The following is a 25,961-nucleotide window of genomic DNA, read 5'->3' on the forward strand; positions in this document are numbered from 1 at the left end:
AATTCCTCAGCTAACAATGCCAGCAAGTTGTTCGCGATATAAAGTAAATTCTTGTTCAAAATCTAAATTCTTACGATTAGAAGCCATCGCAAAATGTACTTCGTTCGCACTTGGTTTTAGATACAACCAGATCCTTCTTTCGCGGATATACATCATGGCAAAAATGCCCAACACCAAAATCACTGAGCCTAGATAAACCCACTTTTGCCCGGGTGACTTAGTCAATTGTAGACCACTTGCCTCTTTATGCTCAAACTGATTCAGCTGCAGATAATAAGGCGTGCCGTAAAAGAACATATCACTGAACGCATTTAGACTATCGCGCAGCAAGCGCTCGGTTTCAGGGCTATTTTTCAACAGTGGCTTTTTATTGAGCTCTAAGCCCATGTTGTAAGCCTCATACGCAGCAACATTCACCATCTTAATATAAGTAGTGGCTGAAGCCTCACGTTCTTTTTCCGGCACATTCTTCTCAATTACTTTGGCCACTTCGCTATACCCGCCTTGTGCAAATACAGTGAGCAAACGTACCAAACTAAGTTCAAATTGCTTCTTCATCTCCGGGTCACCATGCACCCCCAAAGACTTTTCAGCAATGCGCTTTGCTATTTCCGGATACTTAGTAGCATCCAGCATCATCGCTCTAAAGCCCATAAAACCATCAATACTCAAGTTATCATCCGCAGGAATACGTAAATAGCGGAAGTCCTCTTGCACTGTTTCGCGCATGCCCGACAAGAAATAAAACTGACCATCTATTTGCAAAGGCTGCATATAGGTCACGTATTCAGTAGCTTGGCCACGGCTATCACGTAACTTATAAGTCACATTCGGCCCTACGTTATGCGGTTTACCTTTGCCATCTGGCGACATGTTAATAATATTAAACTTGCGGAAGTCGTTATATTCCACACGTAGCAGGCCATCACCCTCGCCTAACGCACCTTCACCAAAAATGTTACCGGATAATGCTTGCGGTTGATTATTAGACGCAAAAAGATTCCACACATTAAACTTTAAGCCTGTGCCACCATCTTGAAAATCTGACTGATAAATCGCGATACCTTTATAAGTTAAAGGATGATTCACGCTAATGGTTTTGGTAATCGGCTCTTTTAAGGCTGGGTCAAAAATCACCAAATCACTCTCAAATGACTTAGGCTGACCTGTGGCGTAATGCTCTATACGAAAGTCTTTTAAGCCAATGGAAAAAGGTAGCTCTTGCACCAAATAGCCATCGCGTACGCGTAAAAATGCCACATTATGCGTAGCCCCCTCGGCTAAGGTCATGTTGCCGCGAAACGACGGATTGCTCACTGACATTCTGCTTTCAGCAGGCACTTTTGAAACCGGTAAGTCCGTAGTTTCAATGCGCTTATAGCCTAGCATCTCTTGTACTTTAAACGGCAGGTTGCCATCCAGCAAACCACCGAACAAAATCACCACCATGGCCACGTGCGTAAAAATATAACCCCAGCGCTGATGAGTGCCGGCTTTAGCCGCGATTAACTCACTACCATCTTCCTGTGCTCTGATTTTGTATTTAAAACCTTTTGCATCTAAAAACTGTAAAAGGTTTTGCTTAACTACGGCGTAGTCTGCTGCTGGCTTAAATGTAGCTTGATGACTAAATGCACGCAGTGATTTTTCTGTCGCATGGTCTTTAAAGGTACGCCATTCTTTGAGCATTAAAGGGGTGTTACGGTAAATACACAGGCTGGTAGATACCACCAAAAACAACAGAATCACCAAAAACCAAACGCTATGGTAAACATCATACAACCCCAAACGCTCAAACAGAGCGAACCAGAACTGCCCAAACTTTACAATGTAGTTCTCATACGGCTCATTTTGCTTAAGCACAGTACCGATTACTGAGGCAACGCCCAACACGCTAAGTAAACTCACCGCAAAGCGCATGGAACTCAGCAAATCAAGAAAGTTTTTAGTAAATGATAATTTAGGATTCAAAATACGGCACTCTGAGGGTGAATTTTAGGTTAATGCTCGTGGACACTGCTGTTACGTATGACTTTGGCCGGGCAATGATAGTTGCTGAAGTTAACAAATAAAGGAAATTTATTCAGACGTTTTAGCGTTAAAAAAGGGCAGCATTGCCACCCTTTTTTCACCATCGCTAAATCTAGCGTAAGCCTTGAATATAATCTGCTACAGCAGCCATTTCTGCATCGGACATCTTAGCCGCAATCGCCATCATCATCGGCGCATTCGCACGCTCACCTGAACGGAAGGCTTTTAATTGCGCCAATGTGTAATCAGCATGCTGACCACTTAAACGCGGGAATTGTTTTGGCAAGCCAGCACCGTTTGGACTATGGCAAGCCGCGCAAGCTGGAACATTAGTCGCAGCATTACCCGCACGGTAAATTTTTTCACCGGCTGAGCCTGCGCCGTTTGATTTTGCCTTACCTAGCGCAGTTTTCTTGCTTGAGAAATAAATCGCTAACTCTTTCATTTCTGCTTCTGACAATGCACCTGCCATACCGGACATCACTGCATTGGCACGTTTACCAGACTTAAATTCTGTTAATTGCTTTTCTAGGTAGTCAGGATGTTGGCCTGCTAGCTTAGGGTTTAGAGTAATTACGCTATTGCCGTCTGGTGCATGGCATGCAGCACAAACATTATTAACGGTTTGTTGTGCAGATTTTGCCGCAGCCTCTTCCGCTTGCGCACTAATAGAAATCCCCAACATTAAACCAGATATCAACCAAGCTAGATGACGAAATTGCATTACCGCTCCTAAATCTAAATTATTCAACCAATTAACGCGCTATTTTAGCGAAAAACAACTATTCGTGATAGCATTTTTCACCATTACATCAATTCCTTTGATAATTCAAAAAAACTACGGCTAGCAGTCGGCGTCAAATCATTATATTAATTGTCATGACACGTTGAATTACCAAAGAAATTTGCTTTACCAAAATCAGGATCAATATGCCGTTATTTCAAAATGCCGCTTTCTTTATATCAGCCCACCACCTGCGCGATTTACCGCCAGCCAGTGGTATTGAGGTTGCCTTTGCCGGCCGCTCCAATGCAGGAAAGTCTAGCGCACTCAACACATTAGCCAACCACAACCGCTTGGCGTTTGTGAGTAAGCAACCCGGACGGACTCAGCTGATTAACTTTTTCACGCTAGGGAACGACAGGCACTTGGTTGACTTACCCGGTTACGGTTACGCTAAAGTACCGGAAGCCATGCGCGCGCACTGGCAAAACGTGTTGGCACGCTACCTTAGCGAACGCAGCAGCTTAGGCGGCCTAGTACTAGTGATGGATAGCCGCCATCCGCTTACCCCACTAGATCGCCAGATGCTAGACTGGTTTTGCCCCAGCGGTAAACCTGTACATGTGCTGTTAACAAAATCAGATAAATTATCGCGTGGAGAGGCTTCGCTAACGCTCAACCGAGTACGCAAGGAATTAATAGAAACTTGGGGCAACCATTACAACAGTGAGTGCACCATACAGTTATTCTCAAGCCTAAAGAAACAAGGCGTAGAAGAAGCTGAAAAAGTAATTGGCAAATGGCTATTTGTTGAAGACGACGCAGCAACAGAATCTGAACAAGGCTAACTTACTCAGCTAGCCCAGCCAAAGCCGTAAATACTACTTACGTGTAAACACCATATCCCACACACCATGCCCAAGTTTTAAACCACGATTCTCAAACTTGGTCAGTGGGCGGTAACTTGGTTTTACTGCATAATCTTTCGCCGTATTTTCCAGCTGAGCTTCTGCATTAAGCACCTCTAGCACCCATTCAGCATACTCCTGCCAATCTGTTGCCACGTGCAGATAGCCGCCAGCCTTAAGCTTAGTGCATAGCAGCTGCACGAACCCAGCCTGAATCAAGCGACGTTTGTGATGGCGCTTTTTATGCCAAGGGTCTGGAAAGAAAATATGCACGCCATCTAGGCTCCCATCTGCCACCATGTTATGCAGCACTTCAACCACATCATGCTGAATCACACGTATGTTGTTTAATTCATTTTCCTGAATCAACTTAAGTAGCGCACCCACGCCAGGCGTATGCACCTCGGCAGCTAAGAAATCACAATCTGGCAATACTTGCGCGATTTTGGCGGTGGTCTCCCCCATGCCAAAACCAATTTCCAAAATCTTTTTACTGTCAGCGCGATTAAATAGCGCATTAAGATCTAATAACTCAGGTGCGTAATTCACGCCAAATTGCGGAAAACCTGTTTCTAGCGCACGCGCCTGGCCTTTAGTTAAACGTCCCTGACGCAATACGAAACTGCGGATACGACGCTGGCTTAGGTCTTCAGCATCATCTTGAACTTGCTCTGTTTGATTTAATGTATTCATAAGGGCGAATTATACTTCAGCTATTACAACTCGTCAGGCTCAACAATTCATTGCAGCCACAATCACTAGCATTACAACTTTTAAAGCGTATGCGACTTATCTCCAGAAGCAAAGCCGATCAAGGCTTGATTAAGCCCCTTACCCAAGGCAATCACCTTAAACAAATCCCCCATCTCGGCTGGAGACAATAATTTTTGTGCTGCGGCTGCCAGCGGCGCATAGCGCGCCATATCATGTGGAGAGACTTGGCTCATAATATCTAAAATACCGCAGTTCATTAGAAACTGTGCTTGCGAGCAAAAGCCCATCAACGCCAGACCGCTATGCTCACCTGTGTCAGCGACACCAGTAAAATCCACGTGTGCTGTAATATCCTGCAAACCCACATAAACCAAGGGGTTAACATGTGCATAATGCTGGTAATGGCACATTAGCGTGCCTAGATTGCGCTGCGGATGGTAATACTCACGGGCAGAGAAGCCATAATCTACCATAATAATGGCACCATGCTTTAATGCGCTAGCCAAGCTACTTACCAGCCCAAGCGCAGCAGGGCTCACCTCAGTCAGATAATCATCTGGCAGTTCGTAGGTTCTGGCTAAATCCAAAAGTTTGCCAGCAGGCAGGGGCTGATCTTGCCAATAAAACTCACCGTTGAATGCGACACCACGCTCACACATCACTTGCGAATCTGTAGAGGTCGGCTTATAGATCAAATGTACAGGTACCGCATCTAGCACCTCATTGCCTAGCATGACACCAACAAAATTGTCAGGTAAAACATCCAGCCAGACCACGCACTCAGCCAGCGTTGCAGGCAGGTGCTTCACAATCGTTTCCCGCTGCACCTGGCGCAAGTAAGTGCTAACTTCCAAAATAAAATAATGGGTAGGCAGTTGATTAAGCGCCTGTAATGCCAGTAACAAATCTACCGCCAGCTTGCCAGAGCCTGCGCCCAGCTCAAGTACATCACCTTGCGTTTCAGCCAACACCTGTGCAACCTGATTAGCCATCGCCTGTGCAAACAAAGGGGAGATTTCAGGTGCGGTGACAAAATCACCACCCATGCCGAACTTTTTAGCACCTCCGCTGTAATACCCTAAGCTCGGTGTATAAAGTGCCATATGCATATAGTCTGCAAATGACAACCAACCACCATTCTGACTAATTTTATTTTGGATTAATAATGCGAGCTGTTGACTAAGTGCTTGTGCATCAGCGTTAGGAATAGGTAATGAACTCATAAGCCATTATAATATTTTAGAAGAAAGAAATGAGTAAACTGTGGATACGAACAAAGATAAAGTTATATTAATCACGGGCGGCGCCAAACGCGTAGGTGCAACCATGTGCCGAGAGTTGCATAAGCAGGGCGCCAGGCTCATGATTCACTACAATAACAGCATGTCCGAAGCACGCGCATTGCAGGCGGAGCTTAATTTGCTGCGCCCTAATTCGGTTGCTATTATTCAAGGTGACTTACTTAACCTTAATGTTTTACCAACGCTGGTAAGTGAGACTGTGCATCAGTTTGGTAAATTAGATGTGCTTATCAACAACGCCTCTACCTATTACCCAACAGATCTCGGTCAAATTAATGAAGAGAACTGGCAAGATTTAATCGGTAGTAACCTAAAAGCACCGGTGTTTTTGGCACAAGCTGCGGCAACTGAACTACGCAAAAATTCCGGCTGTATCATCAACATTACCGATATGCATATTGAACGCCCGAAAAAAGGCTACATTGTTTACAGTGTGGCGAAAGCTGGCTTAGTCACACTGACCAAATCACTGGCGCATGAACTCAGCCCTGAGGTGAGAGTCAATGCGGTGGCACCTGGTCCTGTACAATGGCCGGAAAGCAACCCGCAATTTGACGAAGTGTATCGTCAGCGCGTGATTAATCAAACATTGCTTAAACGCGTAGGCGAGGCCGAAGATGTAGCCAAGGCCGTCAAATTCCTGATTTACGATGCACCATTTATTACAGGCCATATACTCGCGGTAGACGGTGGCCGTTCTTTAAACTTATAAGCGCAATAGCGCAAGATGAAGGCATCATCCAAGCGGATGCCATTTTGTAACATATTCTAAGCTGCAACTACTATGATCAAACACTTACCTGACAACCACTCAAACAACTTTATCAAGCTGCGCAACAGCTTGATTAGCGCCACCGGCAAAGCCATTGGCGACTACAACATGATTGAAGATGGCGATACTGTGCTCGTCTGTATGAGCGGCGGCAAAGACTCGCACGCCATGCTGATGATATTGCTGGCATTGCAGGAACGTGCGCCAATCAACTTCAAACTGATTGCAATGAACCTTGATCAAAAGCAACCAGGCTTTCCGGCAGATATTTTGCCAGCTTATTTTGAAAAATTAGGCATAGACTACCGCATTGTAGAAGCAGACACCTACTCTATCGTTAAAGAAAAGATTCCAGAAGGCCGCACTACCTGCTCGTTGTGTTCACGCCTGCGTCGCGGTGTGATTTACACCACAGCGAAAGAGCTGGGCGCTAATAAAATTGCACTTGGTCACCACCGCGATGACATTGTGGAAACCTTATTCCTGAACTTATTCTTTGGCGCAAAAATGAAAGCCATGCCACCTAAACTGGCAACCAATGACAAACAAAATATCGTGATTCGCCCATTAGCTTATTGCAGCGAGAAAGACATCGCCAGCTATGCACGCCAAATGGAATTTCCTATCATCCCTTGTGACTTATGCGGTAGCCAAGAAAACCTGCAACGCCAAAAAGTGAAAGACATGCTACAAAGCTGGGAGCGCGAGCAGCCGGGACGCATTAATAATATTTTCCGCGCCATTACTAATGTAGAGCCATCACATTTAGCTGATACTGACTTATATGACTTCAAAAACTTAACTCAAGCCAAGGCTGACGATGAAGATCCTTTATTCGGCGACATTGCTAACGAAGGTGCTGCATTAAGCTTAGCTAACACTGAAGGTAGCAAAATTGAGTTTATTCGCAACAAATAGACGAACAGGCAAAAATTTTGCGCACTATATCGCTTAAGTTGTTGTATTTTAGGCAATGTCCTTGTTATCATCCAAAATGTTAGAAAAGCAAACTCCTTACTATTAGGCATTCATGTCCAAACTACTTATTGTTGAATCTCCATCTAAAGCAAAAACGCTCAAGAAATATCTTGGTAGCGATTTTGAGGTACTTGCCTCATATGGACATGTCCGCGACTTAATTCCAAAAAATGGCGCAGTAGATACTGAAAATCAATTCGCCATGAAGTACGACATTATTGAGCGTAATAGCAAGCATGTAGATGCCATCGCCAAAGCCGTTAAAAATGCAGACAGCATTTATCTGGCAACCGACCCGGACCGCGAAGGTGAGGCGATTTCCTGGCACATTGCCGAGATTCTAAAATCTAAGAAACTACTCAAAAACAAGCTCATGAAACGCGTTGTGTTTCATGAGATTACCAAAGGTGCTGTAGAACACGCAATTGCCGAGCCACGCGACATCTCCATGCCCATGGTCAATGCGCAACAGGCACGCCGCGCGTTGGATTATCTTGTTGGTTTTAATTTATCGCCATTGTTGTGGAAGAAAATCCGTCGTGGCCTGTCTGCAGGCCGCGTACAAAGCCCGGCACTACGCCTAATAGTTGAGCGCGAGTTAGAAATTGAAGCGTTTAAATCACAGGAATATTGGTCTATCCATTTAGATGCGTTAAAACATCAGCATGGGTTTAAGGCGAAACTGGTACAACTCAACAATCAAAAAGTTGAGCAATTCACGGTTATTAACCATGACCAACAATCTGACATTGTAGGTAAGCTACTTCTAGCAAGCGCAGGCAAAACCACAGTATCTCGTGTGGAAAAGAAACAGCGCAGCCGTAGCCCTGCAGCACCATTTACTACGTCTACATTGCAACAAGAAGCCGTGCGCAAACTTGGCTTTACTACCTCACGCGCTATGCGTGTGGCACAGCAATTATATGAAGGTGTTGATGTAGGTAGCGGTACCGTAGGTTTAATCACCTATATGCGTACAGACTCATTTAGCTTGGCGACTGAGGCCGTCATGCAAATTCGTGACTATGTTAAAAAGAATTTTGACGCTGATTACCTGCCAAAATCGCCCGTCATGTACAAAACTAAGTCGAAAAGCGCACAAGAGGCGCATGAGGCGATTCGCCCTACCGATATCTCACGTACACCAGCCAGTGTTCGCCAATATTTAAATGACGAGCAATTCAAGCTATATGAAATGATTTGGAAGCGCGCGCTGGCTTGCCAAATGGCGCCAGCCAAGTTTGATGCAGTGAGCGTAGATTTAAGTGTAGGTAGCGATGCAAACCTATTCCGCGCCACAGGCCAAACCCTGGTGTTCCCTGGCTTTATTGCGGTATACATGGAAGGTTCAGACGACGAGGAAGAAGAAGCAGAAAGCAAGCTACCGAACCTAGAAACAGGCGAAGTACTTACGGTTGAAAAAATCTACGGCGAGCAGCACTTTACTGAACCGCCACCGCGCTACTCTGAAGCTAGCTTGGTAAAAGTGTTGGAAGAGTACGGCATCGGCCGTCCGTCTACCTACGCCAGCATTATTAGCACACTGCAAGACCGCGAATATGTACTGCTAGATAAAAAACGCTTTACACCAACCGATGTGGGCCGTGTTGTGAACAAGTTCTTAACCGAACACTTCACCAAATACGTGGATTATGATTTCACCGCAAACCTAGAAAATGCGCTGGATAGCGTGGCTGAGGGTGAACGCGAGTGGATTCCGCTGATGGATGAGTTCTGGAAAGACTTTAACCAGCAAATTCATAACAAAGCAGACGTTGAGCGCCCAGGCAATGAGCTTATTGATGAGGCATGCCCAAAATGTGGCAAGCCGCTACAAAAACAACTTAGCCGCTTTGGCAGCTTTATTGGCTGTACCGGTTATAACGACACACCAAAATGTGATTACAAACGCAGCATAGACGGCTCTGCGAACGCAGGCTCAGACCCAGTCACCATCGGGGTAGATGCCGCGACCAGCAAAGAAATCTATTTAATGAATGGTCCTTATGGTCCATATCTGCAAATTGGCCTTGCGGTAGAGGGTGAGAAAAAGAAACCTAAACGCGTGAGCATTCCTAAAGAAATTCCATTGGCAGATGTCAATTTAGAAACAGCCAATATGTTGCTGTCGCTGCCACGCGACTTAGGCTTGCACCCAGATACCAACAAAAAAATCATTGCCAATATTGGTCGTTTTGGCCCTTATATCAATCATGATGCAAAATTTAAATCCATCCCTAAAAACCTAAGCGTGTTTAGTATAGATTTAGAAGGCGCTGTCGCATTGTTAGCACAAGCCCACACTGGGCCAGCTCCCCTTTGCTCACTAGGTAGCCACCCAACAGAGGATGGTCAGATTGAAGTGTTTGCTGGGCGTTATGGCCCTTATGTGCAACATGGTAAGTTGCGCGCAACGCTACCAAAAAGCATAGAGCCAGAATCACTCACCATGGATGAAGCCTTAGAGTTGCTGAGTGCCAAAGCCGCTAAAGACACACCTGCCAAAAAAGCACCGGCTAAGAAAACAGCCACTAAGAAAACAACCGCGGCAAGCTCGGCTGGCGAAGACAAACCTGCAGCAAAAAAGGCAGCGCCCAAAAAAGCCACTACCAAGAAAGCAGCCCCGAAGAAAGCAACGGTTAAAAAAGCAAGTAAAGAAGCGTAGTCTGCTAGCTAAGCTTAAACTAAGCTAAGGTTGTAGCAAGCAAGGCTTGAAAGCTAAGCCTGAGCCAAATTGACTAATAAAAAAAGCGGCTTAAAAGCCGCTTTTTTTATTTACTAACATTTTAAGTTATTGCATGGCCAAGCGTGATATCAACACCGTAGCGGCCTAACTAAAAACCAAGCAGCAACTAAGGCTCCAAGGTTTCTCTTTCCATTTCCTGCACTGAGATATGGCGCACATCCTTACCTTTAACCATATACACCACATATTCTGCAATGTTCTTGGCATGATCACCAATACGCTCAATTGCCTTTGCTACAAACAAGACCTCTAACGACATAGAAATCGTACGTGGATCTTCCAGCATAAAGGTAATCAACTGACGCATGGCTGAGCGGAAATGCTCATCCACCAGCTCATCCTGCCTAGCCACTTCTACCGTCTTACTCACATCCAAGCGTGCAAAACCGTCAAGCGCAGTGCGTAACATCTCACGCACCAATGCCACCATCGATTTAATCTCATTAAAACGTGGCTTGTACATACGGTCTTCATCAAAAATCTTTTGCGCAGTACGAGCGATTTTAGTGGCTTCATCACCGATACGCTCAAGGTCCGTAATGGTTTTCACCATCATCATCACCATGCGTAAATCACCGGCAGCAGGCTGACGGCGCGCAATAATCTGGCTACATCCCTCGTCAATTTGCACTTCAAGTGCATTAACAAGCTGATCGTTCACCATGACTTCTTTAGCTAAATTTGAGTCTAGCTTTACTAAGGCTTCAAGCGCTTGTACGATTTGCTGCTCAACCAAGCCGCCCATCTCAAGCACTTTACCCCGTAAAGCTTCCAACTCTGCGTCATATTGCTTAAAGGTATGTTCAGAATGCATTTTTAAATTTCCAATATCTGCTAATCAACACAGTTTAACCATGCATTATGACAAAATTATTACAATTCAATGTTTAACGTGTTATTTCTGATAGGTTTTTACACCGTCAGCAGTTGCTAACAACAGCACATTGGCTGGGCGAGCGGCAAACAGACCGTTAGTCACCACGCCCACGATTTGATTGATTTTAGCTTCCATCGCAACTGGATCTGTAATCGTTAAGCCATGCACATCAAGAATCAAGTTACCGTTATCTGTCGTGAAATCGCGCAATTGTGGCTGACCGCCCAATTTTACCAACTCACGTGCAACATGGCTTTTTGCCATTGGCAACACTTCTACTGGCAATGGGAATTTACCCAATACTGGCACGTATTTAGTCGCATCACAGATACAAATAAACTTTTTAGCAACTGCAGCAACAATCTTCTCACGGGTTAATGCACCACCGCCGCCTTTTAGCATGTGCATATGCTCTGTAATTTCGTCAGCACCATCTACGTAAATTTCCAAACCATCGACTGAGTTCAAATCAAACACTTCAATACCATGGCCACGTAAACGTTGTGCCGTTGCTTCAGAACTCGCCACTGCGCCATCAATTTTATGTTTCACTTTAGCCAACTCTTCAATAAAGAAGTTTGCTGTTGAGCCTGTACCTACACCAATGATGCCGCTTTTTACATATTCCACTGCTGCTTTTGCAACTTGTTGCTTCAATTCGTCTTGTGTAAACGCCATTTACTTAAATCCTTATAAATTCTTTATAATGTCAATCAAACCATAACTATACACCGCTACTTACTAATACAAAATAACGCATGTCTACTAACTATCTAGAAAAAATCAGAAACTCTCGCGTTTACGACGTGGCTAAAAACACGCCACTGGACTTTCAGCCTAACTTATCTGCACGCATCCACAACCGCGTACTACTAAAACGTGAAGATATGCAGCCAGTGTTTTCGTTTAAGCTGCGTGGCGCCTACAATAAAATGGCTAACCTGCCAAAAGCAGCGCTAGATTCAGGTGTGATTGCAGCTAGTGCAGGAAACCATGCGCAAGGTGTAGCACTCTCTGCACAAAAACTGGGCTGTCGCGCTGTTATCGTGATGCCAACCACAACCCCCCTGATTAAGATCAATGCGGTTAAAAGCCGTGGTGCGGAAGTCGTATTATTTGGCGACAGTTATTCTGATGCGTACGTACATGCGTTAGAGCTAGAAAAGTCTGAAAACCTTACATTCGTCCACCCTTATGACGACCCAGATGTGATTGCCGGTCAGGGCACGATTGCGATGGAGATTTTAGAGGCGCACCCTGAGCCTATTGAAGCAATTTTCTGCTGCGTTGGCGGCGGTGGTTTATTAGCGGGTATTGCCGCTTATGTAAAAGCGGTTAGACCAGAAATTAAAATCATCGGTGTTGAAGCGCGCGATGCTGAGGCCATGACTGACTCATTGCAGCAAGGTCAGCGCGTAATGCTGGAGCAAGTGGGCTTATTTGCCGATGGCGCAGCGGTCAAACAAGTAGGTGAACATACCTTTGCGCTATGCCAGCAATACGTTGATGAAATGATTGTGGTTGATAACGATGCCATTTGTGCCGCGATCAAAGATGTGTTTGAAGACACGCGCAGCATTTTAGAACCAGCCGGCGCGCTTGCTACGGCTGGCCTAAAAGCCTACGCCACACGCGAAAAGCTGGAAGGTAAAACGCTTATCAGCATTGCCTCTGGCGCCAATATGAATTTTGATCGCCTGCGTTTTATTGCCGAGCGCGCCGAACTGGGCGAGAAACGTGAAGCCGTGCTGGCAGTGACTATTCCAGAAAAACCAGGTGCGTTTAAAGCCTTCTGCCATTTACTTGGCAACCGCAACATTACCGAGTTTAATTACCGCTATTCTGACCCTACAGAAGCGCACATTTTTGTCGGTGTGGCCGTTAACGACCCAACGGAGTCTGCGCAACTGGTGAGAGATTTAGCCGCCCAAGGCTTGCCTGCACTAGATTTATCAGAAAATGAAGTGGCTAAGCTGCATTTACGGCATTTGGTAGGCGGGCACGCACCACAGGCCGAGAACGAAGTGGTATTTAGATTTGAGTTCCCTGAAAAACCGGGCGCACTCATGAAGTTTTTAGACACTATGGGACACGATTGGAACATTAGCCTGTTTCATTACCGTAACCACGGCGCAGACTTTGGCCGTGTATTAGCCGGCATGCAAGTGCCTCCAAATGAACTAAGTGAGTTTTCTGATTTCTTAAATAACTTAGGATATCCGCACTGGGAAGAAACCAATAATCCAGCATATAAACTATTTCTAGGTTAATGACACAGTAAAACTATGGCTACTCAGGTTGATCACATCAACATTGGTTAGTATCAACCATATCAATTGGCTGATACTAACCAACCCAGCACCTCTTGGCATGTAAGCTTTTGTTTTTAATCAGTTCTACTTTTAGTACAGTTCTTGCTTAAATAACAAGGTTAATACTTAAATAACAATATCAGCATGGCATCATCAGAAATCAATTTGGAGAGTGTGTATGAAATTTACCCCAGCATTTAGTAAAACACGTATTAGTTTAATTTTACTAGCGCTAGTGGCAGGCATTAGCGGTTGCAGCAAAGAACAAACCAATCAAACACAAGACACGGCGGCAGATAAAGCCAATGCCACTGGCGTTGCATATGTAACGCGCCAGGATGCAGGTGTAAGCGTGATTGACCTAGCAACCATGCAAGTAGTTAAAGAGTTTGACGTTAAAGCGGCATCGCCACGCGGCCTAGGCGTTACCGATGACGGCAAAAAACTGATTGTCGCAACTCGCGAGAACGCAAGCATTTCAATCATTGATACCGCGACAGGTGCAGTATTACAACAAATCCCTGTAGGTAAAAACCCGGAGTTTGTACGCATTAGCGGCAACTACGCATTTATTTCATCTGAGCCAAGTGCAGTGGGCGGCCCACCACCAAAACCAGGTCAAAAACCGGCAGAGGAAGAAGATGACGATGATGAAGAGAAAATCCCCGCTAAAATCGCTGTCGTTGATTTAACTAAAGGTGAAAAAGTACGTGAAATCACTGGCGGCCCAGAAACTGAAGGTATTGAGTTCTCTGCTGATGGTAAAAACTTAGTGATCACCAATGAAGCTGACAACACAGTGACCGTACATAACATTGCAGACGGCAGCTTGATTAAAACTATTCATACCCACGAATATGGCGATCGCCCACGCGGGATTAAAGTATCACCAGATGGCAACACCTATTTGGCAACACTAGAATATGGCAACAAAATCATGGTGCTGGATAAAGACTTTAACTTTGTGCGTACCGTAGATACTGGCGAAACCCCTTACGGCATTTCGTATGACAAAAAAGGTGAGCACATTTTTGTAGCGACCAACAAGCAAAAAGCACTGCAAGTGTTTGATGCTAAGACTTACGAAAAAATAAAAGATATTCCAACTGGCAACCGTTGCTGGCACTTCACATTCACCCCGGATGATAAACAAGTGCTGCTGGCTTGCGGTAAATCAGATGCGGTATTCGTGATTGATGCGGAAAAACTGGAAGTGACGAAACAAATCGAGGTAAAAGACATGCCTTGGGGTATCGTGACCTATCCAAAATCTATGGGTAGCCTTGATACTAAACTAGACACCAAGTAATCAGCAACCCAACAACGGGCCACCCAATCAGGCGATCCGCTTTCTATCAAGCTCCTATCCGTGATAGGAGCTTTTTTATTTCAGCTGTTCGAGTATATAGGCCCAATCCCTTGGGTCAACTGGCGTAATCGACAAACGGTTACCGCGCTGCAAAATACGCAAGTTTTCTAGCGCTGGCGTATCGCGCATTTCTTTTAAGCTCAACAAGCGTGTTTTACGCACCAGTTTCACATCCACATTAAACCAACGTGGGCTCTCAGGCGTCGCTTTCGGGTCAAAATACTTATGCCCTTCAATAAACTGCAGGCGATCAGGATAAGCCAAGGTGGCGACCTCAGCAATACCAGCGATACCAGGCTCATCACAGTTTGAGTGATAAAACAGCACACCATCCCCCACCTGCATCTGGTCGCGCATAAAGTTACGCGCTTGATAGTTACGCACGCCGTACCAATCAACGGTTTGATTCTCAAAGCCTGCTAGGTCATCAATTGAAACATCGGATGGCTCGGACTTCATTAACCAATATCGCATTACGTTTTCCTGTCAAAAATGAGCGTCTATGATAATCTATATCTAATCAAATTAAAAAACTCTAAGATGACAAAACCACAACAAAAAAACGTACTTGGCACCGCACTGCAAACTTGTAGCTTAGACCCAGTCACTGGATTCACCCGTTCAGGCTGCTGCGAAACTGGCGTTGACGACCACGGCAGTCACACGGTTTGCGCACAAATGACAGAAGAGTTTTTAGCATTCTCAATTTCAAGTGGAAATGATTTAAGCACACCACGGCCTGAATACGGCTTTGAAGGATTACGCGCGGGCGACCGTTGGTGCCTATGCGCAAGCCGCTGGCTGGAAGCATCAGAAGCAGGGTTTGCACCACCAGTGATACTAGAAAGCTGCCATGAAAAGTGCTTGGAAATTGTGACTTTAGCGGACTTGAAATATCACGCATTAAGGTAGAAACTGGCAATAGAAGTATTGCCTACAAACAACTGAGGAGTTCTCCACGGACGTAGCCTAAGCCAGCATCCTGAACCAAAAAGGCTCAAGTGGTAACAGCCTAGAGCGCATTAGGTACACTCGCCAAGCGGTTCTTAAAGAACTCGCTATAGAGCGCTCACACAACAACTCGAATGACTAAAACCGATGCTATAAACTAGTTCAAGGAATTATTAGCCTAAACCACGCCGCAGAGAACAAACTGTATAACCTGACGTTTTATTTTAATCATAAAACGATTGAATTGATTCTACTCTACTTACAATAAAACACTAACAAGAAAACGTATTAGCTATTTAAATATTTCACTTGCATGAATATTTATTTTGGCTCACAAGCTTGGTCTATCTGATCTTGCATCATAGAGATTCTGCGCTTGATATCACCGACATTCACATCGCCGCTTTTACTCGTAAGTAGTTCGTACGATAGGTTAAGCGCAGTCATAATCGCGATACGCTCAACCCCAATTACCTTGCCGCTATCACGAATGTCACGCATTTTTTTATCTAAGAAATTGACGGCATTAAGTAAACCTGGACGCTCTTCATCCGTGCATGACACCGTAAAGTCGCGCCCCATGATATTGACATCAACGCCTTTAATTTCACTCATTAGCTTTTACTCAAAAATAATAATTTATTGAAAATTAAGGCAGGCTTTGCATTAACGCTTCGATACGCTCACTGGCTTTAGCCATATTGGCTTTTAACAATGTGGTATCAGATTCCATAGCGCCCAGATCAACACGTAGACGCGCGTTCTCGTCGCGCAACTCGTTATACCGTGCAATTAATTGCAACAGTTTTTGTTCTAGTGCTGTTAAGTCTGCGTCCATACACTCACTATAATTGAAAAAAATGATTGTAGTCAATAGCTAACAGCGATTTTTAAAAGTATTACAACACATTGCAAACAAATTTATCAGAGATAGTTCGCCTCATTGAATCTTTAAACGTTATAATTGTCGCTGTTGATAGGTGCCTTGTTTGTTCTTAATAAACAAGGTGAAACTGGGAAATAGGTGCGTTGATACGCTATATTTAAGCGTAAAACAATTCCTGTGCTGCCCCCGCAACGGTAAGTGAGTATGCTTCTTAAGCATATGGTTTTGCAATAATCCACTGAGCCACGCTATTTTTATAGCCCATGCTTGGGAAGGTGCCAAACGTAACATTCACAAGCCCGGAGACCGGCCTCGCAACAATTAGTTGGAAATACCGCGGGGTGACGGTTTATCAAAACGTAGCGCACAAGCACATGCTTGTGCCGTGAATCCTTTTTCGTTTCGATGCTTTAGCTCCTCTGTATTTCCTTAGTTATCAGTCACATGCGGGGTCGCATGTCACAAAGGGAAATTTAAATGAACAAGAGTATCATCGCTGGCCTTATCGGCTTGGCGCTTCATCCAACTGTATATGCTACAGACACCATCAACTTAGACGAAGTTGTAGTAACTGCCTCACGTACACCACAATTACATAAAAATGTTATCGGTGACGTCACCGTTATCGACCGTGAAGAAATCGAGCGTATCGGCGCAGGCTCAATTACTGATGTATTACGTTTGCAACCAGGGGTACAAGTGGCTACTAACGGGGGTGCAGGCACAGAATCCAGCATATATTTAAGAGGCACCAGCTCAGAACAGATTGTAGTATTGGTTGATGGCCTACGCATCAACTCTGCGACGCTAGGCAGAACCTCGTTTGAAAATATCCCACTCGCTCAAATTGAGAAAATTGAAATCTTGCGTGGCTCAGCATCCAGCCTGTATGGCGCCGACGCCGTTGGCGGCGTGATTCAAATCTTTACCCGCAAAAGCTTATCTGAAAAACCGCTGATTAACGCGGCCGTTGGCTTGGGCTCTTACAATACAAAAACAGCGGAATTTGGTATCAATGGTGGCATTAATGCGCTTAAGTATGGCGTAAATGTCAGCAGCCTGGATACCGACAGCTTCTCAGCAAAACGCATCCGCCGCGGCAAAGACTCCGATGACGACAGCTACCGCAATTTAAGCACCTCAGCTTTTGCTGAACTTGAACTCGCACAAGGCCACACCTGGGGCCTACAGTTCTTTGAAAGCAAGGGACACAACGAATACGATGCTGCTAGCCCTAGTACCAATTATGAAAGCTTTACTGAGCAAACATTGCAAAGCTATGCTTTTACCAGCAAAAACCAATTTACTGACTTCTGGCACAGCACATTTAAACTAGGCATGGGTGTAGATGATTCAGACAGCCATGCAAAACCCAACAAAACCAAAGCAAGCTCTACCTACAACCCTACAGGCATAAGCAAGTATCGCACCGAGCAAAAACAAATCTCCTGGCAAAATGATTTTACCCTGCCATTAGGAACACTTACTTTGGCCTATGATAGGCTTGAGCAAGACGTGAGCAGTGTAGCTAACTTCAAAACCAAATATAAAAAAGAGCGCAATGATGATAGTTTCTTAGCGAGTTACCTGCTGGATCAAGGCAATCACTCGGTACAAGCCTCTATCCGAGAAGACCACAATACCCAGTTTGGAAACTACATGACTGGTGGCGCAGGTTATGGTTACCGCATCACACCACAATGGCGTGTTACAGCCAATTACGGCAAAGCTTTCAGGGCACCGACCTTTAACCAATTGTATTATCCAAATTTTGGCGATCCTACATTAACACCAGAAAAATCGGACAACGTAGAAGCTGGCGTTAAATACACTGGTGGCAAACTCAATGCTGGCGTGACTGTGTTCCAAAACAAAATTCGCAGCTTACTCGCAAATGCAGGCCCTGCAACCCCAAGCTGCACCCTTACCAACTTCTGCCCTATCAACGTGGGTAAGGCTGAAATACAAGGTGTAACCACAGAGGCAAGTTGGAACATTAGCGATAACTTACTCTTAAGCGGTAACTTTACCGTGCAGTCACCAAGAAATGAGGATACGAACCAGTTGCTAGTGCGCCGAGGAAATCGCTACGGCACAGTTAATTTACTACACACATGGGGTAATTTACAGTGGGGCGCAGAAGTCAATGGCGCATCTACTCGCTACAATGACACAAGCAATAAAATACCGATGAGCGGTTATATGCTCGTTAACATGACTGCGAACTACAAGCTCTCACCAGAATGGAAGTTAGAGGCACGAGCAAATAACTTGCTGGATAAGAACTATATTCTATCTTACGCAACCGCCACCGTGCCTTACAACACAGCGGGCAGCAACTTGTTTGTAGGCTTACGTTACAACATGAAACCTTAACGTTAGTTAACTGCTAGGGCGAGCGAAAACTCGCCCTAGCAGTTACATTTACGATAAAATCATGTTTTATTTAACTATTATCATTTAAGCGAAACAATCGGAGGCTGCACCTACTATGCTTACACTTTCTAAAACACAACAAATCTTTATAGGTGTTGCGCTTGCCGCACTCATCATTGTGACGCGTGGCCATCACTTTGCTTCAATCAACAGCCTGCCTAGCGCATCTCTTGCTGTATTTTTTCTAGCTGGTTTATATCTGCGCCCAGCGATTATGTTTCCGGCGTTACTGGCTTTATGTACCGGTTTAGACCTTTACTCTGTTTATTTCCAAGGTGTGAGCAACTTCTGCGTAACCCCTGCTTACGGCTTTTTGCTACCAGCATACGGCACAATGTGGCTAGCTGGCCGCTGGTTTGCTAAACATTACAGCTTCAGCACTAAGGCAATTCTACCTTTAGTAGGTAGCGCAACAATTGCTGGCGCATTAAGCGAGTTATTTTCTAGCGGTGGCTTTTATTTCTTTGGCGGTCGCTACCCTGACCCAACCATTGCTGAATTTGGTGCGCGTTTACTTAAGTACGCTCCACGCCAATTTGAAAATATTGGCTTCTGGTTAGCAGTTGCTGCCGTAGTGCATATTACATTTGCATTAGCAAACGGCCTAAGCCGCGCTAAAGCTTAAGTTAGATGACCACTGATGACAAAAGCACGCGCCATACAGCACGTATGGTGCGTAAAAAAGCAGTGATTGATGCTGCGATTGAACAAGCAAATCAGGAAAAAGGTCTGCTGCTGGTACTGACTGGTAATGGCAAAGGTAAAAGCTCCTCTGCATTCGGCATGATGGCACGTGCTTTAGGTTATGGCATGAAAGTCGGCGTTGCGCAATTTATCAAAGGGCGCAGCGATACCGGCGAAGAAGCCTTTTTTCGTGGCCAAGCCAACGTAGAGTGGCATGTGCTGGGTGAAGGCTTTACTTGGAACACGCAAGATAGAGAACGCGACACTCAAACCGCACAAGCCGGATGGGAGATTGCGCAACGTATGTTGCGCGACCCCAGCATTAAACTGGTAATTCTAGATGAGCTCACCTACACCATGAAATATGGCTACCTTGACCTCACACAAATACTGGCTGACATTGCCGCCAGACCCACCATGCAACACGTAGTGGTGACTGGCCGCGGTGCCCCAGCCGCACTCACCGAGATGGCAGACACCGTGAGTGAAATTATGGATATTAAACATGCATGGCGCGCTGGCATTAAGGCCCAGCCAGGCATAGACCTGTAACCCAAAGCTATGACCACTTGCAACGCCCTACTCATTTCCGCCCCAGCGTCTGGGCAGGGGAAAACCTTTATTACCGCCGCCTTGGCGCGCGCATGGCGTAACCAAGGCTTGCGTGTGCAAGCATTTAAATGCGGGCCTGACTTTTTAGACCCGATGATTTTAGAAGTTGCAACGGGACGCCCTGTTTACAACCTAGATTTCACAATGTGCGGCGAAAACGATGCTGAAGCGCAGCTTTATCGCGCAGCACAAGATGCTGATGTGATTATCGTTGAAGGCGTGATGGGCCTGTATGATGGCACACCATCAAGTGCAGATATTGCCGTACGCTTTAATTTGCCAGTGTTACTTACCATTGATGCAGGCGGCATGGCGCAAACTTTTGGCGCGCTGGCGAACGGCCTGCTGTTACACTACCCCAACCTAATCCCCGCTGGCGTAGTTGCTAATAAAACAGGCAGCGCAGGGCATGGAAAATTATTACACGACTCACTGCCACCACACCTTAATTGGTTTGGCGCATTACAAAAGAACGAGGCGCTCAGCCTGCCTGAGCGGCATCTCGGCTTATTCCGTGCAGGCGAAATTAGCGACTTAGAACAAAAGATTGAAACAGCAGCCAATGCTTTAGCACAAGATTTACCGCTACCGCCAACCGTTACATTTAGCGCACCGGCCACACTACAGACGCCTAAACTCCTAGATGGCAAGGTAATTGCCATCGCAAGGGATGAAGCGTTCTGCTTTATTTATCAGGCTAATTTAGACTGTTTGCAAGACATGGGAGCATCGCTGCGGTTTTTCTCGCCATTGGATGACCACATATTGCCAGAAGCCGACGCCTACTGGCTGCCCGGCGGCTACCCAGAGTTGCACCTGAATAAAATCAGTAGCAATTTAGCCATGAAAAATGCCCTACAGGCAGCCTTTGATGCGAACAAACCGATACTAGCCGAATGCGGCGGCATGATGGCGCTGTCCACCTGTTTAAATGATGTGCCTTGCTTTGACTTACTATCAGGGGTAAGTAAAATAGAAGACCGCCTACAGGGGCTAGGCTCATTAAAAGTAACATTGCTTAATGATGAGCTGGGTGCACACACTTTTCACTATGGTAGTTTTACAACAGAGCTACCGCCTATAGCCACCGCTAAGACGCGCTTTGGCAAAGTGGAAAACATTTACCAGCATGGTTCGATTATTGCGAGCTTTTTGCACTTTTACTTTGCCTCTAACCCAAACTTAGCCGCACAGCTACTTACACCACGTTTTATGGCAAGGTAAGCCAAATGCCTTTAATCAAACCTAGATTAATCAATGTCAGCATTTTTCTATTGAGCCTACTTACAGGCACGGCACATGGCGCAACATTATTTGGCATCGTCTCCGACAGAACCGCACCTGCCGCCGCTGAGGCAGCAAAAAACACGCTGGCCCAACGCCCAGGCGACCAGATTATTTTACGCTCACAATCACAAATGATGGCGGCGGACAGCCGTACATTAAAGCGCTGGCTACAAGAAGCAGATGCTGTGTTTGCCGTAGCACAGTATGCAGAATCATCTGCACAACTACAGAGAGCGCTTGATGCGTTAAAATCTGATCCATCCAAAGCACAACCGGCTACTTTTGTTGCATTTAATGGTGATAGTGCACTATCACTCAGAAGCCGCTTTAACAAGAGTGCAGTCAGTGAGTTTGCTGAGGCAAAAGCACTGACGCAAACACAGGAAAAAACGCCGGATGCGCTGTTAGCCTCGGCAAAGAAACACGCTGCGGCTGCAAAGTGGCTGGCACTAAGCGAGGTTTGGCAAGCTGGCGGTCAGGAAAACTTAGCCGCATTTATGGCGTACTTACTCAATGCACAGTCTGCAAAGAACAACGCACAACTGCCTACAGCCAAACCCATGCCCCCCATCCGCTTACGCGTTAACGGTAAAGAATTAGCAACCGAACAAGTAGCGTTTGCATCGCAGCCCAACCAAAACAGCAAGCTCACATTAGCAGTGCTAGACTTAAGCACCAGCGACCCTCAGGTTGCAGACGCGATTTGCGCACAAACCCAACAGCAGGGCATCAATTGCGTTGCGGTAATGGCCAAATGGGGCGAAGCATCCAAGCAAGCCATAGAAAAGCTACCGTCAATGGTAGCTCCAGCTAAGTTAACCGGCCTAGTGGTGTTACAAGACTTTGTTGTAGGCGCTGCGGAGGGACGTGAGTCGGTCACCGAACTGATTAAAAAACTAGACGTACCCATGTTTAAAGCCATCCGGCTTACGGATCGCAGTGCGACTGCCTGGCAGCTGTCAGAAGATGGACTACCTACCAACTCTATTCAATACCGCGTCGCCATGCCTGAAGTACAAGGCAGCAGCCAACCGATGGTAGTAGCAGCGGCTGGCGCACCAAGCATTGATAAGCTGACAGGCGTGGAGTTGCGCCTACCAGAACTGTTACCCACAGAAGTAAAGTCACTAGTGAGCCGCGTGATGAACTGGCAAACCTTGCAGCACAAAGCCAATGCAGAAAAACGCGTAGCCATTATTTACTACAATCATCCACCAGGGCGCCATAACATTGGTGCCGATAATTTGGATGTACCGCAATCACTGTTTGATATTTTGCAAAGCATGAAGGCCGCGGGCTACCAAACCGGCGAACTGCCTGCTACGCATGAAGCCTTACTCGACTTAATGCAGGATAGAGGCGTTAACTTACCTGAAAACAGTGGCGAACTTACCAGCATGTTGCCTAAAGTCGCCAGCATGGATAACGCAACTTATGCACGCTGGTTTAATACTTTACCAGCCGTGGTAAAAGGTGAAATGGTAGAAGGCCCGCTGGGTCGCCTGCATGCTGAGCTTGTTGCTGCACAAGCAGCTGGCGAGTTAGAGATTGCCCATGGCCGGCTGACTAAGTCTATGCGCGAGCTACGTCACCTAGTAGAAGGAGTTAACCACCCACAGCGAGCTGAAGCGATTAAGTTGCTCACAGAACTGCATGACGGTTATGAAGTCTGTTTAAGCAAACATACCCCTTGCGAAGCGCTGAATGCATTAAAAACACGTGTGACTAACCTCAATATTGAAGGCTTGCGCGGCTGGGGACAAGTACCTGGCAAAATCATGGTCGTTAACAAGAAAATGATATTCCCAGGTATACAGTTCGGTAATGTATTTGTCGGCCCACAGCCACCGCGTGGCTGGGAAGTCGATGAAGAGCTACTGCACGCCAACACCACCATATCACCACCGCATCAATATTTAGGTTTTTATCATTGGCTGAAAGATAACTTTAAAGCCGATGTATTGGTACATTTAGGCAGACACTCCACATACGAGTTTTTACCGGGCAAAGCTGTGGGATTGTCGGCAGAGGATTATTCACGCATTATTGCAGGCGACCTGCCTGGCCTGTATCCTTACATAGTTGATGGCGTGGGCGAAGGTACGCAGGCTAAACGTCGCGCACTAGCGGTAATGATTGATCACCTAACTCCGCCACTGACGGCAACCACCCTGTATGACCGCTTGCTCACATTACGCCAAGTAGTAGAGAGTTATGAGTCGTCCAGCTCTGACACCATGCGCATTGCATCTGCCAAAGAAATACGGCGATTGGTAGAAACGCTGGAACTGCGCGCCGAGCTAGAGTCCAGCATGGAAGACGTATTAAAAGTGCGCGGCATTAATTTTGAACAAGCGGATGACGACCTCTTAGCGCATGAGGTTGGACATTATCTGACCAAACTGCAAGAAAAATTTATGCCGCATGGTTTACATGTGTTTGGTCGCCCGTGGTCTGATGCTTCATTGCAGCTGATGTTAGATTCTATGGCGCAAAATAAGCCAGAAAATATTAGTACGCGTATACGTGACAACTTAATTGCCTCGCCCAAATTGGAAATGCAAGCGCTGCTACATGGTTTGGTGGGTGGTTTTATTGAACCGGGCAAAGGCAATGACCCGCTACGCTCACCTGAATCGCTGCCGACAGGACGTAACTTCCATGCGCTTGATGGCGATGTGCTACCTACCCCGCTTGGCTTTCAGCTAGGGTTTAACATGGCGGCCAACGTGCGTAACCGTGATGACATTACCAAAAGTGAGGGTGTCATTTTATGGGCATCGGATGCTGTGCGTGATGAAGGCGTAATGGTGAGTTTTATTTTATCGCTGATGGGCATCACACCAGAATGGAACTCGCGCGGCATTGTGCAAAAAATGCAGCTAGCGCAATCGTCTGAGTCTGAGACTAACAAGCAAACAAGTACAGGTACTAAACGCTATGACGTCATCGTCACCACTTCCGGCTTATTCCGTGACCTTTACCCTAATCTGATGCAATGGATTGATATTGGCGGCAGAATGGCGCTGGCGGCTTCAGCACAAAGTGTGTTGCAGGCGCATCCAGACTTAGCACCTGCATTAGACTCAGCCTTAAAACCACTCGCCCACTACACACGTGGCAGCGAATCAATGGCGACCAACGGTGTAGCCATGCACTGGGTAAAACGCACGCAAGCGCTGTTAGCGCAAGGCATGCCGGCCGAGCAAGCAGGGCGTGAAGCGGCATGGCGTATCTTCGGTGATGCACCAGGTGCGTATGGTGCTGGTGTGAATAGCTTAGCAGAGCGCTCTGGTGCATGGCAAAACCGTAACGAAATCGGCCGCGCTTATTTGCAACGCATGGGACACGCCTACGCTGTAGATGCACAGGGCGAGCCTGCACACGAGGCATTTGATACCTCCTTACATAACATTGGCACTACCTACCACGGTCGCGCTTCTAATCTGTATGGCTTAATGGATAACAACGATGCTTTTGATTACTTAGGCGGCCTGTCACTGGCGATAGAAACCATTACCGGCAACAAACCGCAAGCACGTATTTTGAACCATGCCGACCAAAAAGGCTTTACGGATGAGCCGCTAGAGTCTGCATTACTGATGGAACTGCGTGGGCGTTACTTAAACCCGTCATGGATTAAACCACTCATGAGCCACGGCTACGCCGGCGCGCGCACCATGAATCAAGCCTTTCTGGAAAACTTATGGGGCTGGCAAGTCACCCGCCCGGATATCATTAAAGACTGGGCGTGGAATGAAGTTAAACGCGTCTACATTGATGACGACCTCAAACTGGGGCTAAATCAATTTTTAGAGCAAGGTCATAACGCACAAGTCAAAGCCAACATGGTGGCGTTAATGCTGGTTGCGGCACAAAAAGGATTTTGGAAACCTGATACGGCCAGCGCACAACAGCTATCTCAAACCCTAGCTAAATTGGTCATTAAAAATGGCTTGCCGGGCAGCGGCCACACCTCACCTAACCACCCGCTATGGGACTGGATGGGGCAACATATCAATGCTGAAGATAAGGCAGGGTTGGCTCAGGTGCTAGCAAAGGCACGCGGTTACGGCAAGCCAGTAACGGATACTGCACAACACCCAGCACAATCAAGTCAGCTTAATGACGCATCAAAGTCCAGCCCTCACAAAGCCGTGAGCAAAACAACCGCAGCGCAACCACAAGCAAGTGCCGCAAAGCCTGCACCAAAAGCACAGCCCAACAAAGCAGTGCAAGCTTATGAACTGACAGTTGCAACGGTTAAAGACAACCTCGCTTGGATACTGTTACTCCTGCCTATTTTTGCACTAGGCCTGTGGTTTGGCACACGAAAGCCTACAGCATAAGAAACGTCAAGATTACTATGGGAA

Annotated in this window: 21 protein-coding genes and 1 riboswitch; of the genes, 12 read left to right on the top strand and 9 right to left on the bottom strand. The window is 46.2% G+C overall.

Annotation, left to right across the window (positions count from 1 at the left end; translation table 11 throughout):
* Positions 1–6: 6 nt before the first annotated feature.
* Positions 7–1,920: a cytochrome c biogenesis protein ResB gene (locus ACSSU7_RS08205; RefSeq protein WP_492517781.1), complete on the bottom strand. Its 1,914-nt coding sequence runs from the start codon at positions 1,918–1,920 to the stop codon at positions 7–9.
* Positions 1,921–2,143: 223 nt separating this feature from the next.
* Positions 2,144–2,755 carry a c-type cytochrome gene (locus ACSSU7_RS08210; RefSeq protein WP_492516030.1) on the bottom strand — a complete coding sequence of 204 codons (612 nt, stop codon included), beginning with the start codon at positions 2,753–2,755 and terminating at the stop codon, positions 2,144–2,146.
* Positions 2,756–2,961: 206 nt separating this feature from the next.
* Between ACSSU7_RS08210 and yihA the strand changes: the two genes are divergently transcribed.
* Complete coding sequence (yihA, locus tag ACSSU7_RS08215; protein WP_135278075.1) at positions 2,962–3,603, top strand: ribosome biogenesis GTP-binding protein YihA/YsxC; 642 nt, start codon at positions 2,962–2,964, stop codon at positions 3,601–3,603.
* 33 nt (positions 3,604–3,636) lie between these two features.
* Here yihA and trmB read toward each other — a convergent pair whose 3' ends face one another.
* Positions 3,637–4,356 carry a tRNA (guanosine(46)-N7)-methyltransferase TrmB gene (gene trmB, locus ACSSU7_RS08220; protein WP_492516031.1) on the bottom strand — a complete coding sequence of 240 codons (720 nt, stop codon included), beginning with the start codon at positions 4,354–4,356 and terminating at the stop codon, positions 3,637–3,639.
* An 80-nt stretch (positions 4,357–4,436) separates the two neighbouring features.
* A complete protein-coding gene (locus ACSSU7_RS08225; RefSeq protein ID WP_492516032.1) occupies positions 4,437–5,600 on the bottom strand; it encodes a class I SAM-dependent methyltransferase in 1,164 nt (387 codons plus the stop codon).
* A 40-nt stretch (positions 5,601–5,640) separates the two neighbouring features.
* Between ACSSU7_RS08225 and ACSSU7_RS08230 the strand changes: the two genes are divergently transcribed.
* The 3 genes from ACSSU7_RS08230 to topA all read left to right on the top strand — a co-directional run bounded on the left by ACSSU7_RS08230 (position 5,641) and on the right by topA (position 10,093).
* Positions 5,641–6,390 carry a pteridine reductase gene (locus ACSSU7_RS08230; RefSeq protein ID WP_135278081.1) on the top strand — a complete coding sequence of 250 codons (750 nt, stop codon included), beginning with the start codon at positions 5,641–5,643 and terminating at the stop codon, positions 6,388–6,390.
* A gap of 72 nt (positions 6,391–6,462) precedes the next feature.
* The gene (ttcA, locus tag ACSSU7_RS08235) at positions 6,463–7,368 is read left to right on the top strand and encodes a tRNA 2-thiocytidine(32) synthetase TtcA (protein WP_135278083.1); all 906 of its coding nucleotides are present in this window, start codon (positions 6,463–6,465) and stop codon (positions 7,366–7,368) included.
* Positions 7,369–7,480: 112 nt separating this feature from the next.
* Complete coding sequence (gene topA, locus ACSSU7_RS08240; RefSeq protein WP_492516033.1) at positions 7,481–10,093, top strand: type I DNA topoisomerase; 2,613 nt, start codon at positions 7,481–7,483, stop codon at positions 10,091–10,093.
* A gap of 187 nt (positions 10,094–10,280) precedes the next feature.
* Here the strand turns inward: topA and phoU are convergent, their stop codons facing one another.
* Both phoU and rpiA read right to left on the bottom strand, forming a co-directional pair.
* Positions 10,281–10,988 (bottom strand): phosphate signaling complex protein PhoU, encoded by a 708-nt coding sequence (phoU, locus tag ACSSU7_RS08245; protein ID WP_135278087.1) that lies wholly within the window; start codon positions 10,986–10,988, stop codon positions 10,281–10,283.
* A gap of 81 nt (positions 10,989–11,069) precedes the next feature.
* Positions 11,070–11,729, bottom strand: a complete 660-nt coding sequence (rpiA, locus tag ACSSU7_RS08250) for a ribose-5-phosphate isomerase RpiA (RefSeq protein WP_036301800.1) — start codon at positions 11,727–11,729, stop codon at positions 11,070–11,072.
* Positions 11,730–11,809: 80 nt separating this feature from the next.
* On the opposite strand from rpiA, the gene ilvA reads away from it, so the two are divergent.
* Both ilvA and ACSSU7_RS08260 read left to right on the top strand, forming a co-directional pair.
* Positions 11,810–13,321: a threonine ammonia-lyase, biosynthetic gene (gene ilvA, locus ACSSU7_RS08255; RefSeq protein WP_492516034.1), complete on the top strand. Its 1,512-nt coding sequence runs from the start codon at positions 11,810–11,812 to the stop codon at positions 13,319–13,321.
* Between the two features lie 220 nt (positions 13,322–13,541).
* Complete coding sequence (locus tag ACSSU7_RS08260; RefSeq protein ID WP_492516035.1) at positions 13,542–14,672, top strand: YVTN family beta-propeller repeat protein; 1,131 nt, start codon at positions 13,542–13,544, stop codon at positions 14,670–14,672.
* Between the two features lie 75 nt (positions 14,673–14,747).
* Here the strand turns inward: ACSSU7_RS08260 and ACSSU7_RS08265 are convergent, their stop codons facing one another.
* Positions 14,748–15,206 (bottom strand): EVE domain-containing protein, encoded by a 459-nt coding sequence (locus ACSSU7_RS08265; RefSeq protein WP_492516036.1) that lies wholly within the window; start codon positions 15,204–15,206, stop codon positions 14,748–14,750.
* A gap of 66 nt (positions 15,207–15,272) precedes the next feature.
* Here ACSSU7_RS08265 and ACSSU7_RS08270 point away from each other — a divergent pair, with 66 nt between their 5' ends.
* Positions 15,273–15,644, top strand: a complete 372-nt coding sequence (locus ACSSU7_RS08270; protein WP_492516037.1) for a DUF2237 family protein — start codon at positions 15,273–15,275, stop codon at positions 15,642–15,644.
* Between the two features lie 360 nt (positions 15,645–16,004).
* On the opposite strand, the gene ACSSU7_RS08275 is transcribed toward ACSSU7_RS08270, so the two are convergent.
* Together ACSSU7_RS08275 and ACSSU7_RS08280 are read right to left on the bottom strand one after the other, a co-directional pair.
* Complete coding sequence (locus ACSSU7_RS08275; RefSeq protein ID WP_492516038.1) at positions 16,005–16,298, bottom strand: cell division protein ZapA; 294 nt, start codon at positions 16,296–16,298, stop codon at positions 16,005–16,007.
* A gap of 34 nt (positions 16,299–16,332) precedes the next feature.
* Positions 16,333–16,521 carry a coiled-coil domain-containing protein gene (locus ACSSU7_RS08280; RefSeq protein ID WP_492516039.1) on the bottom strand — a complete coding sequence of 63 codons (189 nt, stop codon included), beginning with the start codon at positions 16,519–16,521 and terminating at the stop codon, positions 16,333–16,335.
* 123 nt (positions 16,522–16,644) lie between these two features.
* Positions 16,645–16,898: riboswitch (cobalamin riboswitch) on the top strand.
* Between the two features lie 148 nt (positions 16,899–17,046).
* Here ACSSU7_RS08280 and ACSSU7_RS08285 point away from each other — a divergent pair.
* The 5 genes from ACSSU7_RS08285 (at position 17,047) to ACSSU7_RS08305 (ending at position 25,937) form a co-directional block, all read left to right on the top strand.
* Positions 17,047–18,945 (top strand): TonB-dependent receptor domain-containing protein, encoded by a 1,899-nt coding sequence (locus ACSSU7_RS08285; RefSeq protein ID WP_492516040.1) that lies wholly within the window; start codon positions 17,047–17,049, stop codon positions 18,943–18,945.
* Positions 18,946–19,060: 115 nt separating this feature from the next.
* A complete protein-coding gene (locus ACSSU7_RS08290; protein WP_492516041.1) occupies positions 19,061–19,630 on the top strand; it encodes a hypothetical protein in 570 nt (189 codons plus the stop codon).
* A gap of 5 nt (positions 19,631–19,635) precedes the next feature.
* Positions 19,636–20,241: a cob(I)yrinic acid a,c-diamide adenosyltransferase gene (cobO, locus tag ACSSU7_RS08295; RefSeq protein ID WP_492516042.1), complete on the top strand. Its 606-nt coding sequence runs from the start codon at positions 19,636–19,638 to the stop codon at positions 20,239–20,241.
* A gap of 9 nt (positions 20,242–20,250) precedes the next feature.
* Positions 20,251–21,525 carry a cobyrinic acid a,c-diamide synthase CobB gene (locus ACSSU7_RS08300; RefSeq protein WP_492516043.1) on the top strand — a complete coding sequence of 425 codons (1,275 nt, stop codon included), beginning with the start codon at positions 20,251–20,253 and terminating at the stop codon, positions 21,523–21,525.
* Positions 21,526–21,530: 5 nt separating this feature from the next.
* A complete protein-coding gene (locus tag ACSSU7_RS08305) occupies positions 21,531–25,937 on the top strand; it encodes a cobaltochelatase subunit CobN (protein ID WP_492516044.1) in 4,407 nt (1,468 codons plus the stop codon).
* The last annotated feature ends 24 nt before the right edge of the window (positions 25,938–25,961 follow it).

The sequence above is a fragment of the Methylotenera sp. E1MeOHC1 genome, from assembly GCF_058745595.1.